14 protein-coding genes are annotated in these 13,415 nt (G+C 41.9%); 9 read left to right on the top strand and 5 right to left on the bottom strand.

Going from position 1 to position 13,415, the window contains the following annotated elements; all coding sequences use genetic code 11:
* Positions 1 to 98: 98 nt before the first annotated feature.
* Positions 99 to 677 (top strand): Uma2 family endonuclease, encoded by a 579-nt coding sequence (locus HWQ41_RS17510; protein ID WP_292765298.1) that lies wholly within the window; start codon positions 99 to 101, stop codon positions 675 to 677.
* A gap of 4 nt (positions 678 to 681) precedes the next feature.
* Here the strand turns inward: HWQ41_RS17510 and HWQ41_RS17505 are convergent, their stop codons facing one another.
* Genes HWQ41_RS17505 through HWQ41_RS17495 form a run of 3 tightly spaced genes read right to left on the bottom strand, consistent with a single transcriptional unit; the run spans position 682 to position 2,357 of the window.
* On the bottom strand, positions 682 to 1,272 hold the full coding sequence (locus HWQ41_RS17505) for a Uma2 family endonuclease (RefSeq protein WP_292765295.1): 591 nt from the start codon (positions 1,270 to 1,272) through the stop codon (positions 682 to 684).
* A 59-nt stretch (positions 1,273 to 1,331) separates the two neighbouring features.
* On the bottom strand, positions 1,332 to 1,895 hold the full coding sequence (locus HWQ41_RS17500; RefSeq protein ID WP_292765292.1) for a DUF2808 domain-containing protein: 564 nt from the start codon (positions 1,893 to 1,895) through the stop codon (positions 1,332 to 1,334).
* A gap of 24 nt (positions 1,896 to 1,919) precedes the next feature.
* Entirely contained in the window at positions 1,920 to 2,357 is a 438-nt protein-coding gene (locus tag HWQ41_RS17495) for a DoxX family protein (protein WP_292765289.1), read from the bottom strand.
* Positions 2,358 to 2,734: 377 nt separating this feature from the next.
* On the opposite strand from HWQ41_RS17495, the gene HWQ41_RS17490 reads away from it, so the two are divergent.
* Positions 2,735 to 4,909: a DEAD/DEAH box helicase gene (locus tag HWQ41_RS17490; protein WP_292765287.1), complete on the top strand. Its 2,175-nt coding sequence runs from the start codon at positions 2,735 to 2,737 to the stop codon at positions 4,907 to 4,909.
* Between the two features lie 43 nt (positions 4,910 to 4,952).
* Here HWQ41_RS17490 and HWQ41_RS17485 read toward each other — a convergent pair whose 3' ends face one another.
* Positions 4,953 to 5,828, bottom strand: coding sequence for an SMP-30/gluconolactonase/LRE family protein (locus HWQ41_RS17485; RefSeq protein ID WP_292765284.1), 876 nt, complete (start codon positions 5,826 to 5,828; stop codon positions 4,953 to 4,955).
* Positions 5,829 to 5,937: 109 nt separating this feature from the next.
* Between HWQ41_RS17485 and HWQ41_RS17480 the strand changes: the two genes are divergently transcribed.
* Entirely contained in the window at positions 5,938 to 6,663 is a 726-nt protein-coding gene (locus tag HWQ41_RS17480) for a Uma2 family endonuclease (protein ID WP_292765281.1), read from the top strand.
* Between the two features lie 54 nt (positions 6,664 to 6,717).
* On the opposite strand, the gene HWQ41_RS17475 is transcribed toward HWQ41_RS17480, so the two are convergent.
* Positions 6,718 to 7,656 (bottom strand): NAD-dependent epimerase/dehydratase family protein, encoded by a 939-nt coding sequence (locus tag HWQ41_RS17475; protein ID WP_292765278.1) that lies wholly within the window; start codon positions 7,654 to 7,656, stop codon positions 6,718 to 6,720.
* Positions 7,657 to 7,747: 91 nt separating this feature from the next.
* Between HWQ41_RS17475 and HWQ41_RS17470 the strand changes: the two genes are divergently transcribed.
* From HWQ41_RS17470 to HWQ41_RS17445, 6 genes are all read left to right on the top strand, one after another.
* Complete coding sequence (locus HWQ41_RS17470; RefSeq protein WP_292765275.1) at positions 7,748 to 7,897, top strand: hypothetical protein; 150 nt, start codon at positions 7,748 to 7,750, stop codon at positions 7,895 to 7,897.
* Positions 7,898 to 7,986: 89 nt separating this feature from the next.
* Entirely contained in the window at positions 7,987 to 9,129 is a 1,143-nt protein-coding gene (locus tag HWQ41_RS17465; RefSeq protein ID WP_292765273.1) for a glycosyltransferase, read from the top strand.
* Positions 9,130 to 9,241: 112 nt separating this feature from the next.
* Complete coding sequence (locus HWQ41_RS17460; RefSeq protein WP_292765304.1) at positions 9,242 to 10,000, top strand: sugar transferase; 759 nt, start codon at positions 9,242 to 9,244, stop codon at positions 9,998 to 10,000.
* Between the two features lie 636 nt (positions 10,001 to 10,636).
* Positions 10,637 to 11,716, top strand: a complete 1,080-nt coding sequence (gmd, locus tag HWQ41_RS17455) for a GDP-mannose 4,6-dehydratase (RefSeq protein ID WP_292765271.1) — start codon at positions 10,637 to 10,639, stop codon at positions 11,714 to 11,716.
* 23 nt (positions 11,717 to 11,739) lie between these two features.
* A complete protein-coding gene (locus tag HWQ41_RS17450; RefSeq protein WP_292765269.1) occupies positions 11,740 to 12,684 on the top strand; it encodes a GDP-L-fucose synthase in 945 nt (314 codons plus the stop codon).
* A 151-nt stretch (positions 12,685 to 12,835) separates the two neighbouring features.
* Positions 12,836 to 13,411 carry a 5-formyltetrahydrofolate cyclo-ligase gene (locus tag HWQ41_RS17445; RefSeq protein WP_292765267.1) on the top strand — a complete coding sequence of 192 codons (576 nt, stop codon included), beginning with the start codon at positions 12,836 to 12,838 and terminating at the stop codon, positions 13,409 to 13,411.
* The last annotated feature ends 4 nt before the right edge of the window (positions 13,412 to 13,415 follow it).

Here is a 13,415-nt window from a genome sequence, read left to right as displayed (position 1 = left end):
TATTAGACTGGTGAATTCATTCTGAGGCGGACTAGATGAGAATGAAATAGCCCTGATGGCACACCCGATTAAATTTAGTCATCCTCAACATAATTACTATGACAGCGATCGCCATTAACTTAAACCCGATCATCGAACTCACTGATAACCAATTTTATCAGTTGTGTCGGCAAAATCCTGAAGTCAAATTTGAACGCAATGCAGCCGGAGAACTCCTAATCATGCCACCTACAGGCGGAGAAACTGGAAATTTGAACTCAGAAATTAATGCTGATTTTGTGATTTGGAATCGCCAAACTCAGTTAGGAGTTTGCTTTGATTCTTCCACCTGCTTTAAACTTCCCAATGGTGCAAATCGTTCTCCTGATGTTGCTTGGATTAGACAAGAGCGATGGGATGCACTCACACCTGAACAAAAAGAAAAGTTCCCTCCAATTACCCCAGATTTTGTTTTAGAGTTAATGTCACCAAGCGATACTTTGAGAGAAACACAAGATAAAATGCAGGAATATATCGATAACGGAGTTAAATTAGGTTGGTTAATTAATCCGAAAATGCGTCAGGTACAAATTTATCGTCTTGGTCAACCGATAGAAATATTAGAATCTCCACAAGAATTATCAGGAGAAGATATCTTACCAGGGTTTATTTTGAATTTGCAAATAATCTGGGGATAAATATTTATTGATTTCGGATCACTTGCTCAAATTGAATAATAGCATCGTACTGGTCAGGCATTGCGATATAACGCAGCAATAAAACGGGATCTAAATTTGGAAAAAACCCACTCCGGTTTACTTCTTCATACTCGCCACTCTCGCTAAGACCGAATATATTTATTTCATTAGATTTCCAAAACCAAACTTCCGGCACTTTTTTGGGCTTGTATAACTCCTTCCTGTTAATGGTTCCACTGGTGACGATAATTTCAATAACAATATCAGGAACTCCCCTTTCAGTACCAATACTGTAAGACTCATCTGGTGTACCAGAAGTATAGCTAGGTTCTTCTAGAGTGAAACCACCACGTCTATAAAACCGGATGCCCAACTCTTTCATGTAAGCTTCTAATAGCAAGCCAATAGTACTTTTCACTTTTTCATGTTTATCTCCAATGGGCGACATAATTTCTAAGATTCCTGACAAATAAGACAGTCTGACATTGCGGTTGTCTTGAAGTTGTGCCTCAATCCCTTTGAATTGCTCCCAAGAAACATCCTTGAGAGTTACCAGTTTTTCTTCTGTAGGCTGCTCTACAAGTGGGATGCTCATAAAAACACTTTCCTTATACGCGCACTAATTCTATTTTTTCGATATTGACGTAATGCAGCCTATGGAAACCAGCTTCCCCTATTGCTGTAGAACTGAAACCGTCCAAAGCCCAGAAATTGGCCGTGGGATTTTTCACCCACCGGGAACGCTGTGACACCTAATAAGTAGACACCAGAAAAGCTGGGATTACTCACAGGGCGGAGGGCGATTGTAATTGTCTGTCCCGGAGTTACAGGCGGGTCAAAGTTCACAGAAACCGTGCGTGTCTCGCGCTCATTTGTGACTGGCCCTAGTGGAAGTTGCGTTTCCTTGCGATCGCTCGTTCCGACAAAAGCACGGGTATCATTAAGATTGTAGTCGATGTTTTCTACTCCCTCCTTTTGTGCGATCGTTACCTTCTGAAGGGATTCTCCAGCATTCTCCGGCACATTAATAGTAAAATAATAAGTCCCGCCCCAAACATTCACATCTTTGTAAGTAGTTGTCGCTTTCACAAGTTTCGGCGGTTCGACAAAGTAGACTATACCATCTCTGAGTTGCACTGCTTGAGTCACCGTCACGGCAACTCCTGCAATACTTATTGCTAACGAGAGTGTTATCCCAAACAAAGTTGCAACGCGCATGATTTTCAGATATAAAAAACGCACTCATTTCAATTTTAGTCCTTTGGGAATCAGTGACTTGGGAATGATAGAAGCTTGTTTTTCCCAATCAGAAGATTTCGTATACCACCAAGCCCAAGCAATTAAAACTGCTTGAAAGGGAAGTCTAACTACATGTACCCAAGGTGAGTTTGGTATATGTTCTAGCTGAATATGATTAACCGCCATGTTGATATTGGCAGGGAAAACCGCAATAAAAAGAGCAATAAGTCCCCAAGCAGCAGCTTGACTTACAGGCGGGACTAATAAACCGATACCACCCAAAATTTCATAAAAGCCACTGAGGTAAACTAATCCTAAAGGGTAAGGAAGTTGCGGTGGCATAATTTTGACATAGGGTTCTGGAATAACAAAGTGTGTCACTCCAACTACAATGATGGATATAGCAAGGACGACACGTAAAATTTCCTTATACTTATTCATGGTTTTTGCCTGATTATATACTTACCCCTATTACTTCAGTTTGACTGACAGATGTTAATCTGCCGTGAGTCAATAGGAGGAAAAATCGACAATATTTTCTAAAATCCCACTTAATTAAGAGTAGGACTTACGTAAAATATCTCTCAAACTCTGATTTCTCAGTGCCCTCTGCGCCTCTGCGGTTCGTTATTCCGTAACTCGTGCGTAAGCCCTAAAGAGATTCACCTAATTGCCCATCACATCTTACAGCTATGTAAGCGATTCTTTAATGTTCACGTCGCTTAATATGATATTATTTCAAATTTGTTGGTGTAATAAATAATCAGTAATAATTTAGTAGTCAATTCATTACCTGTTACTAATTATTCATAAAAAACATGAGCGATGCCTTTAGCCGACTTGCACCCTTCATCCAAGAATATATTTATCATCACCAGTGGACTGAATTGCGACCAGTTCAAATTGCCGCTTGTCAAGTTATATTTGACACTGATGCTCACTTGCTAGTTACTGCTGCAACTGCTGCGGGTAAAACAGAAGCAGCCTTTCTGCCAGTTTTGACTCTATTACATACTAACCCGGCTGCAACTATCGGGGCATTATATATTAGTCCAATCAAAGCTTTAATTAATGATCAATTTGAGCGCCTCAACGACTTACTCAAAGAAGCAGATATTCCAGTTTGGCACTGGCACGGTGATGTTTCTCAAACTCGAAAAAACAAGCTTTTAAAGAATCCTCAAGGTATTCTCCAAATTACACCAGAATCTCTAGAAAGTTTGTTAATTAACAAAAATAACGACCTACTTCGCTTATTTGGTGATTTAAGATTTGTAATCATTGATGAAATTCACGCCTTTATGGGTTCAGAACGCGGTTGTCAAATTATTTGCCAATTACAACGTTTAGCAAAGTTGACCCAAAAACAACCACGCCGTATTGGTTTATCAGCAACTCTTGGTGATTACTCAATAGCTGAAGAGTGGTTGCGTTCTGGAACAGAGAAGCCAGTGATTACACCGCAAATTGACGAGATAAAACGCCAAATAAAACTAGCTGTAGAACATTTTTATATTACTGATGAAGTAGATGAATCAGAGGCGACAGCTGATGAACAATATATTTTCAACCTCAGCAAATCTCGCAAATGCCTGATATTTGCTAATAATCGGACACGTACCGAATCTGTAATAGCATCATTGCGAAAAATTGCCACCGAACAAGGACTACCAGATATATATCATGTGCATCATGGAAGTATATCTGCTAGCTTGCGGCAAACAGCTGAAAATGCGATGCGTGAACCCAACAATCCAGCTGTTACCGCCGCCACTCTGACTTTAGAATTAGGCATAGATATCGGTCATTTAGAGCGAGTTATTCAGTTAGAATCGCCCTTATCTGTAGCTAGCTTTTTACAGCGATTGGGACGTAGTGGCAGAAGAGGTGAAGCTGCCGATATGCGCTTTATCTGCGCTGAAGATAAACCATTGCCAGAGGCTTCTCTACCAGAGCAAATACCCTGGCAACTTTTGCAGTCTATCGCTATCATTCAACTTTATTTAGAGGAGCAATGGATTGAACCAATCAGAGCGATTAAATATCCTTTGAGTTTGCTTTATCACCAAACAATGAGTATTTTAACAGCAACGGGGGAAATTTCACCTAATGCACTAGCTAAACAAATTTTTAGTCTGCCACCCTTTGCTGCTATTTCCAAAGAGGATTTCCAACTATTGTTACGCTATTTAATTGATATTGGTCATATTCAGCATACTGAGCAAGGTAAATTAATCCTGGGTTTGGCAGGAGAAAAGATTGTGAGAAAATTTCAGTTTTATGCTGTTTTTGCTGAACAACAAGAATATATTGTTAAGCAAGGTGCAACAGAAATTGGCAGTATCGTCACGCCGCCTGCTGTTGGCAATCAATTTACTTTAGCTGGGAGAACTTGGGAAGTTGTAGAAGTTGACTTTAAAAAGAAGGCTATTTTTGTCAAACAAGCCGAGGGTAAAGCTAGTATTTATTGGCGTGGTAGTGGTGGCACTATTCATACCAAAGTTTTGCAACGAATGCAGCAAGTTTTATTTGAGAATGTCGAGTACAGCTATTTGCAAAAAAATGCTTTGCAACGTTTACGTAAAGTTCGCCAATTGGTGCAACAGGTTGGATTAGATAAACAAAATATCTTGCAATTGGAAAAAGGTAAATGCTGCATTTTTCCCTGGATGGGTACGGTTGCTTATCGCACCTTAGAAAGATTACTCAACTCTTACTGTCGAGAATCGTTGGAAATTACAAGTATTGGCGGAGTAAATCCTTATTATTTAACAATTAAATTAGGCAAAGATAAATTTAAATATCTTTATCGTGAAATTGCTTCATTGTGTGAGCAAAGAATTAGCCCAGAAGATTTACTCAGTACTTCAGAAGCACCGGAAATTCAAAAGTATGATAAATTTATTCCTCATCCACTTTTACGAAAAGCTTTTGCTAGCGATTATTTAGATATGAGAGAACTAAAACAGCAAGTGGCACTGTGGAGAGAATAAACAATAGCACAATGGTTTAATTACCTGAAAATTGCTATAACTCCTAAAAATTATAAGCAGATAATCCAGTAACATCAGTTTGGAGAGCAAACAAATCACCAGAGTAGAAACTTTTTTCGATCTCTGCTTGGCTGAGTCCAACTGAAGCAGTGGTAATGTAAAGTGTTTGTAAATCGTCGCCGCCAAAAGTACAGCTAGTTGGCAATTGCACAGGTAGCTTTATCCGCAATATCTCTTCACCCTTGGCGTTGAAACGAATCACACACCATCCATCCCACATAGCTGACCAGATATATCCTTCACTGTCTATTGTCAACCCATCTGGATAGAATGATTCATTAGTTAAATCAACAAAAATACGGCGATTACTAATATTTCCTGTTACTGAATTAAAGTCGTAAGCGTATATTTTTTTATGGGGGGAATCTGTCAAGTAAAACGTCTTTTCGTCAGGACTCCACCCCAGACCATTAGAGATAGTTAATCCTATTTCTATGACATGCAATGAATTGTCAGGGTCATAGCGATAGAGGCTAGCCTGGGGTTTTTCTAAAGAACACATTGAGCCAAACCAAAAGCGGCCTTGAGAGTCGCATTTGCCATCATTAAGACGGTTATCTGACAGATTTCCTTCAATCTCCAAAATGGGGGTAACTTCACCTGTCTGGGTGTTGAGAAATGCTAGGTGATGACGCAGCGCCATAATTAATCTATCTGCACCTGCTGTTGCGATCGCGCCTACGACATCTCCCACATCAAAAAAGCAGTTTTTCCCCGTAGCAGGATGAAATTGATGCACCCGATGGTTATAAATATCGACCCAGTACAGTAGGTTTTTGGTAGAGTCCCAGATGGGGCTTTCGCCTAAACGGGCACGGGCTTCTAGAACATTGTAGAGTGGATATTGCAACTCGTTCATTTTATCAACCAACAACACCATTTACAGAAAGTAGTTTCAGTGGACTTGACTTTCGCCAAACCTTTGTCCTGATCCGTTAACTTAAAGTTAGTCGGTCAAGATTCCCCTTATGTACCAAACAGACCCGCCTCTCTCCCCCAAAGAAGTCTTACCTACCATGTATGATCTTCCCAGTGAATGCCCGGAGGACTCTGGTTTGCCTGACGAATTTCACCTTTTTCAACCCCAACTTCTGCGCGAAACCTTCTATCCACCTAACTATCCAGCAGAGGAGGTTTTTGTTGCCACCGACTTAAACCTTTACTATGACCTCCGGCATACACTGTGGTATAAACGCCCGGACTGGTTTGCTGCTGTGGGAGTTTCGCGTCTCTACGAACAGCAAAACTTGCGTCTCAGTTATGTTATCTGGCAAGAAGGGGTTGCTCCTTTTGTAGTGGTAGAATTGCTTTCTCCTGGCACTGAAAAAGAAGACTTAGGACAAACTCTGCGGGAGATTAACCAACCCCCGACCAAATGGGAAGTTTATGAGCGGATTTTGCGAGTTCCTTACTACATTGTGTTTGACCGCTACACTGACAAACTCCAAGCATTCCAATTAGTTGCAGACCGCTACAGTGAATTGGACTTGACTACCCCACGGGTGTGGATGCCGGGTTTGGAATTGGGCTTAGGACTTTGGCAAGGTTCTTACCAAGGAATTGAGCGATTGTGGCTACGTTGGTATGATGCATCCGGGAATTGGCTTTCCACAGCCCTCGAACGAGAAAGTCAACGTGCTAACAGATTAGCAGCACAACTGCGAGAGTTAGGCGTTAACCCTGATGAGTTATGAAAATGCGATCGCATCAGTAGAGGCACACAGCGATGTGCCCCTAAACATCTTGACTCACAAGGCTTTTAAAATTTCCTCATCTACAGAGAAATCTACTTCGGCTTTGTCTTTTGCATTAGCCAAATAATCATTTTCTAAGGAGTCATTCAGCCCGGAAATTAAATCATATTCAGGTTGCCAGTTTAATTCTGTTTGCGCTTTGTTCACCGAAGCAAAGAAATGCTGCACTCGCATCGGAAAAGCTTTGCGCTTGCCGAAATCAAACTTTTTCGGGTCGTAATGGACGATTTTTACAGCATCGGGTGATTTGCCAGCAGCTACAGCACTAGCACGGGCTAAACCATCAAAAGTGACAAAGCGATCGCCAGAGATATTATAAATCTCTCCTATTGCTTGTTTATTACCCAAAACCTGAGTCATTGCTTGTGCTAAGTCTTTTACATGACCTAGCTGCGTAATATGCAGGCCATTTCCGGGAATGGGAATCGGGCGATCGCGCACAATTCTGTCAAAAAACCAGCCTTCCAACTCATTATAATTACGAGGGCCGTAAATATAAGTAGGACGAATAGAGGTAAAGGGCAATCCCACTTGAGTCAGGTAAGCCTCTGTTTCATGTTTACCCTTGTGGCGACTTTTGGGATCTACTGGATCACCTTCTATGTGGGGCAATTGGTCAGATTTGAGATACACCCCCGCAGAACTCATATACACAAAATGTTGCACTCGGTCTTGAAAAATCTCTGCCAGTGGTTGAGTATCAGTCAGTTCCCGCCCATTATTGTCAAAAATGACATCAAAATTTTCTGGCGATAATTTTGCTTTTAATTGGGTAGCATCCGTGCGATCGCCTATAATTTGTCCTACTCCCTGTAAAGGAGGTGCTGACCGATTCCCACGATTGAACAGCACCACCTCGTGTCCTTGTTCCACTAGTAGTTGAGTCAAATACACACCAATGAACCGAGTACCACCCATAATTAGAATTCGCATAAATTTCCCCTTTCTATATCAGTTGTTGTTAAGGGAGTGGGGAGTGGGGAGTGGGGAGTGGGGGAGATGAGGGAGACAATGAGAATAACCAATGCTCAATGCCCAATACCCAATGCCCAATGCCCAATGCCCAATGCCCAATGCCCATGCCCAATCTGAGGTTATCAGGTTACAGCATCTATCTGGAACCTCTGAAAGAAAGATTGCGTCCCATTTGCTAATCTGGGACGCTTCCTGTTAATTAATCACAAGGAGAAACTTTTCAGTCGGAGTCTAAGAAAACTATCTTCAATTTTGAATTTTGAATTTTGAATTTTGAATTGTTTAGCTGTGCCCTTGAAATATGCTCTAGTTCATGAGTGGCTGACACCCAAAGCCACCGGTGGTTCAGAACTCGTTGTCCGAGAAATTTTGAATCACATTGATGCTGATTTGTATGCTCTGATCGATTTTGAATCCAGCAATAGAGAAAGTTATTTATACAAGCGTCAGATTGGCAAGACGTTTCTCCAGAACTTTCCCTATGCCCGCAACGGTATACAAAAATACTTGCCTTTGTGGCCTTTGGCAATTGAACAACTTGATTTGCGGCATTATGACGTAATTCTGTCTTCATCTCACGCTGTTGCCAAAGGAATCCTTACCACTCCCGAACAGATGCATATTTGCTACTGTCACAGCCCGATGCGCTATGCCTGGGACTTGACCTTTGATTATCTGCGTCATAGCAAACTGGGTAGTGGTTTACCTGGGTGGGTGACGCGATATTTATTACATGGTTTGCGCCAGTGGGATGTATTGAGTGCCAATCGCGTTGATTACTTCATTGCCAACTCGCAGTATACAGCTCGGCGGATTTGGCGTTGCTATCGGCGAGAAGCAACAGTCATTTACCCACCAGTGAATATTGCGGAATTTCCATTTCTGTCTGAGAAAGATGACTTTTACCTGACAGTTTCCCGGTTAGTGAGTTACAAGCAAGTATCGTTGATTGTCAACGCTTTTAATCAACTAAAACGACCATTAGTAGTAATTGGTACAGGAGATGAAATGAAAAAGATTCGCGAGATGGCAAACTCCAATATCCAAATACTGGGATGGCAACCCGATAATGTGGTAAAAAAATATATGTCTAGGGCTAAGGCGTTCGTGTATGCAGCTTGTGAAGATTTTGGTATTGCCCTAGTGGAAGCACAGGCTTGTGGCACGCCAGTGATTGCCTACGGTGCAGGGGGTGCTTTAGAAACAGTGCGAGATATTCGCTCTTGTGGGGATACAGGGACAGGTATATTCTTCAGGACGCAAACAGAGGCGGCTTTAGTGGAGGCAGTAGAAAAGTTTGAGGTGTATGAGGGTTCGTTCAGTTCCGAGTATATGCGATCGCACGCCGCGCAGTTTTCACCGCAAATCTTTGCAGCTCGTTATCTAGATTTTGTAAACAAGTGCAACGAAAAAAGACCGTTTTTGGAATGATGGTCTTGGTTAATGTCTTATTTTTTTAGGCTTTTGGCAATTTCCCCCCAGAAGCACCTCATTTTGGCTTTAATATTGGGACTATGTGTGGTGTGGATTATTAAGGAGTATGATGACTGCCCAGAGCTCACTCCTCTCCGGCAAGCGAGGCGTACGGCAAGACACTAGAGCGTCTACGCGTACTTTCTTAAAACGCGGTCAAAAAACAAAGACGCCAAAAGTTAAACCCAAAGGTTTATCTTTTCAGGGTTTAAACGGAGAGTTTGCCAAGCGACTGTTCGATATAGTGTTTTCGCTGTCGGTGTTAATTTTGTTCTTCCCGGTCTACTTAATCTTGGCCTTGCTGATTGCTTTCAGCTCAGAAGGTCCAATTTTTTATGTCCACGAACGGGTAGGGAAAAATTACAAAGCGTTTAATTGTATTAAATTCCGAACAATGGTGAGCAATGCGGACGAAATCCTCGTGCAAATGATGGAAACATCGCCCCAGCTGCGACAAGAATTTGAGAGCAGTTTTAAGCTGAAACAAGACCCCCGGATTACCAAAATTGGTCGATTTTTGCGAATTACTAGCTTAGATGAATTTCCCCAGTTTTGGAACGTTTTAAAAGGGGACATGAGTGTAGTCGGCCCCCGACCCTTAGTAGCAGAAGAGCTGCCAAAATACGGTTGTCACATTGATGAGATTTTAACAATCCGTCCAGGAATTACTGGTTTGTGGCAGGTGTCTGGGCGTAATGACATTCCCTACCCTCGGCGAGTCCAAATAGACCTGCATTATGTGAAATTTAGGAATTTCTGGCTTGATTTATGGATCATCTTGAAAACTGTTGATGTGGTCATTCTGCCCAAAAATAACGGGGCATACTGAGTAACTACTTAGGGTCAATTCTGTGGGGCAGTTAATGCCCCTAAGTACCAATTCTTGCCGTCAGACTAAACGACTGTTCATCTTTGTTTATATAGTTATCTATATTTATGTCTTTCTACCTAGCTCACACTTCTCTGAGAGGATGTTTTAAAAGTATTGTTATGAAACACCAAAAACCTCAGAACCTAACCCCCGTGCCTACAAGGGAATGAGGGTTTCAAAGCCTTTCAAGAGCAGGAGAGAGGTTTTGAGTATATATTTTGACTTTTCAAACATCCTCTGAGTGTGCATCTGTGGTTCGTTTTGCTCTTATTCGGATTTTTGCCAGAAGTCTAATTTAAAATACTTATTTTATTCAGTCTTCACAAAACCAGAGATATATGAAGTTTTGACAAAAAACAACATACAAAAAAAGAATCTTGATCTCAAAAAAATATACATAATTAAACAATCTTCATCTATCTAAGGTTAATCTTACGTGTTAAATTGCTTTTTATTAAGTATATTTATTTAGGGGAAAAGTCTCCTAACAACAAGAACTCGTAGGTTTCCCATTAGGCAATTCAGCGATTAGCTGCTAGGTTGTATCAGATTGCCTGTAACTTTTTAATTAAAGACAATAAGGGATAATTGAGCATGACGCAACAGAAGCGAGCGTTGATTACTGGTATTACTGGTCAAGATGGTTCATATCTAAGTGAGTTTTTGTTGGAAAAAGGTTATGAGGTTCATGGCATTATTCGCCGAACTTCTACCTTCAACACAGACCGCATCGATCACATTTACGAAGACCCCCACAAAGAGGGAGTGCGGTTGTTTCTGCACTATGGTGACTTGACGGATGGTACGACCTTGCGGCGTATTTTAGAAGAAGTCAAGCCAGTAGAGATTTACAACCTCGGCGCTCAATCCCATGTCAGAGTCAGCTTTGATTCACCAGAATATACGGTGGATGCTGTAGGAATGGGGACGCTACGTCTGTTGGAAGCAATTCGAGACTACCAACAGCGTACCGGAATTCAGGTGCGATTTTACCAGGCGGGTTCTTCAGAAATGTACGGTTTAGTACAAGCAATACCTCAAACTGAGACAACGCCCTTTTATCCCCGCAGTCCCTATGCCTGTGCGAAAGTTTACGCCCACTGGCAAACTGTAAATTATCGTGAGTCTTATGATTTGTTTGCTTGTAACGGCATACTTTTTAACCACGAGTCACCACGGCGGGGTGAAACCTTTGTAACTCGCAAAATTACTAGAGCAGTGGCTGGTATCGTTGCTGGTAAGCAGAAAAAAATTTATATGGGTAATCTAGACGCCAAGCGAGATTGGGGCTATGCAAAAGATTACGTCAAAGCTATGTGGTTGATGTTGCAGAAAGACCAGCCAGAGGATTACGTAATTTCTACTGGAGAAACTCACTCGGTACGGGAGTTTTTGGAACTGGCATTTAGTTATGTGAATCTCAATTGGCAAGATTATGTAGAGTTTGATGAGCGTTACCTCCGTCCATCTGAGGTAGAGTTATTGATTGGCGATTCTACCAAAGCACGGCAGAAGTTGGGCTGGACACCATCAATAACCTTTGAAGAACTAGTTTCCCTAATGGTAGAAGCAGATTTACAAGCATTGGGTCATACTTCACCCAATGGAAATGGTTCGCAATTTCCACATGACATTGCGACTGTTCGTCAAGAACTGGGCGCTTTGCACTTCTGATTCGCACCACAGAGAATAAAAATATGACCGCCTTAGAACTAAAAAATCAACGTATTCTGGTCACTGGTGGGTCGGGGTTTCTAGGTCGTCAGGTGATCGATCAACTGTGTAAAGCAGGGGCTGATCGTGAGAAGATTACAATACCGCGATCGCACGATTCCGATTTGCGTGTTTGGGAAAATAGCCAACGTGCAGTTGACCAGGAAGACATAATTATTCACCTAGCAGCTCATGTCGGTGGTATCGGTTTGAACCGCGAAAAACCCGCAGAGTTGTTCTACGATAACTTGATCATGGGAACCCAGCTAATTCACGCTGCCTATCAAGCTGGAGTACAAAAATTCGTTTGTGTTGGCACAATCTGCGCCTATCCTAAATTCACTCCAGTGCCATTCAAAGAAGATGACCTTTGGAATGGCTACCCAGAGGAAACCAACGCCCCCTACGGAATTGCTAAAAAAGCACTTTTAGTCCAATTGCAATCTTATCGCCAGCAGTACGGTTTTAATGGGATTTACCTACTGCCAGTGAATTTATATGGCCCAGAAGATAACTTTGACCCTGGAAGTTCCCACGTTATTCCAGCATTAGTTCGCAAAGTTCACGAAGCCCAAATTAACGGAGAAAAGCTACTTCCAGTTTGGGGTGATGGCAGTCCTACGCGCGAGTTTCTGTATTCAGAAGATGCGGCGCGGGGGATTGTTATGGGGACTCAATTCTATAACGAATCGGAACCAGTTAACTTAGGAACGGGTGAGGAAATCTCCATCCTTAATTTAGTAACTCTAATCTGCGAATTGATGGAGTTTAAGGGTGAAATTGTTTGGCAAACTGACAAGCCTAATGGTCAACCCCGCCGTTGTTTAGATACTGAAAGGGCAAAGCAAGCCTTTAATTTCACGGCTCAGGTGAGCTTTGAGAAAGGGCTAAAGAATACCATTGAGTGGTATCGTCAACACGCTGCATAACGATGTATTAGTGAATGTAGGGTGGTAGAAGCTGGGCATCGCCCAGCTTCTTTGTATAAATTTTCATGGACAAAGCTGTAGGGGCAATTCATAAATTGCCCCTACAACAGATGTGGTTTTTCCAATTACACATATTTGGTCTTTCCTGTCAATGCGTAAGTCCTATCATCAACTAAATAAAGCAGAACTACGCCGCACTTTACTTAAAACACGTCAATCAATGTCCGTTGGAGAGTGGAGAGAAAAAAGCGATCGCTTATGCTCTCATTTACAAAACTCTACTTTGTTTACCCAAGCAAAAACAATACTCGCTTATTTCAGCTTTCGTCAAGAACCTGACCTCAGTCCACTATTTGCAAACACCAAATACCGTTGGGGATTTCCTCGCTGCGTTGATAAATCCATATATTGGCATATTTGGGCACCGAATGATTCTGTGCAAAATGGCGCTTATGGTATTACTGAACCACACCCCGACGCTCCAATCTTAGATCCGGGCGAAGTAGATTTGATTCTCGTCCCCAGTGTAGCTTGTGACTATCAAGGATATCGTTTGGGTTATGGCGGCGGATATTACGATCGCTTGCTCAGTTTACCGCAGTGGCAGACAAAGCCGACTATCGGAATTGTCTTTGATTTTGCCTATTTGTCCCAAATACCGATTGAACTTTGGGATAAACCACTACAAGCTGTTTCTACCGAAACCGGATTGACTCGCAAAGGCTGAAGGA

The organism is Nostoc sp. NOS(2021) (assembly GCF_017115025.1).
Classification (GTDB): domain Bacteria; phylum Cyanobacteriota; class Cyanobacteriia; order Cyanobacteriales; family Nostocaceae; genus Nostoc.
Note: the sequence above shows the minus strand (reverse complement) of the source record. Positions and strands in the feature narration are given on the sequence as shown.

Coding starts and splice junctions, on each gene's coding strand:
- HWQ41_RS17470 (WP_292765275.1), top strand. CDS start 7,748: ATGCTCAATGCCCAATACCCAATGCCCAATGCCCAATGCCCAATGCCC.
- HWQ41_RS17500 (WP_292765292.1), bottom strand. CDS start 1,895: ATGCGCGTTGCAACTTTGTTTGGGATAACACTCTCGTTAGCAATAAGT.
- HWQ41_RS17445 (WP_292765267.1), top strand. CDS start 12,836: ATGCGTAAGTCCTATCATCAACTAAATAAAGCAGAACTACGCCGCACT.
- HWQ41_RS17485 (WP_292765284.1), bottom strand. CDS start 5,828: ATGAACGAGTTGCAATATCCACTCTACAATGTTCTAGAAGCCCGTGCC.
- HWQ41_RS17450 (WP_292765269.1), top strand. CDS start 11,740: ATGACCGCCTTAGAACTAAAAAATCAACGTATTCTGGTCACTGGTGGG.
- HWQ41_RS17490 (WP_292765287.1), top strand. CDS start 2,735: ATGAGCGATGCCTTTAGCCGACTTGCACCCTTCATCCAAGAATATATT.
- HWQ41_RS17495 (WP_292765289.1), bottom strand. CDS start 2,357: ATGAATAAGTATAAGGAAATTTTACGTGTCGTCCTTGCTATATCCATC.
- gmd (WP_292765271.1), top strand. CDS start 10,637: ATGACGCAACAGAAGCGAGCGTTGATTACTGGTATTACTGGTCAAGAT.
- HWQ41_RS17510 (WP_292765298.1), top strand. CDS start 99: ATGACAGCGATCGCCATTAACTTAAACCCGATCATCGAACTCACTGAT.
- HWQ41_RS17480 (WP_292765281.1), top strand. CDS start 5,938: ATGTACCAAACAGACCCGCCTCTCTCCCCCAAAGAAGTCTTACCTACC.
- HWQ41_RS17460 (WP_292765304.1), top strand. CDS start 9,242: ATGACTGCCCAGAGCTCACTCCTCTCCGGCAAGCGAGGCGTACGGCAA.
- HWQ41_RS17475 (WP_292765278.1), bottom strand. CDS start 7,656: ATGCGAATTCTAATTATGGGTGGTACTCGGTTCATTGGTGTGTATTTG.
- HWQ41_RS17505 (WP_292765295.1), bottom strand. CDS start 1,272: ATGAGCATCCCACTTGTAGAGCAGCCTACAGAAGAAAAACTGGTAACT.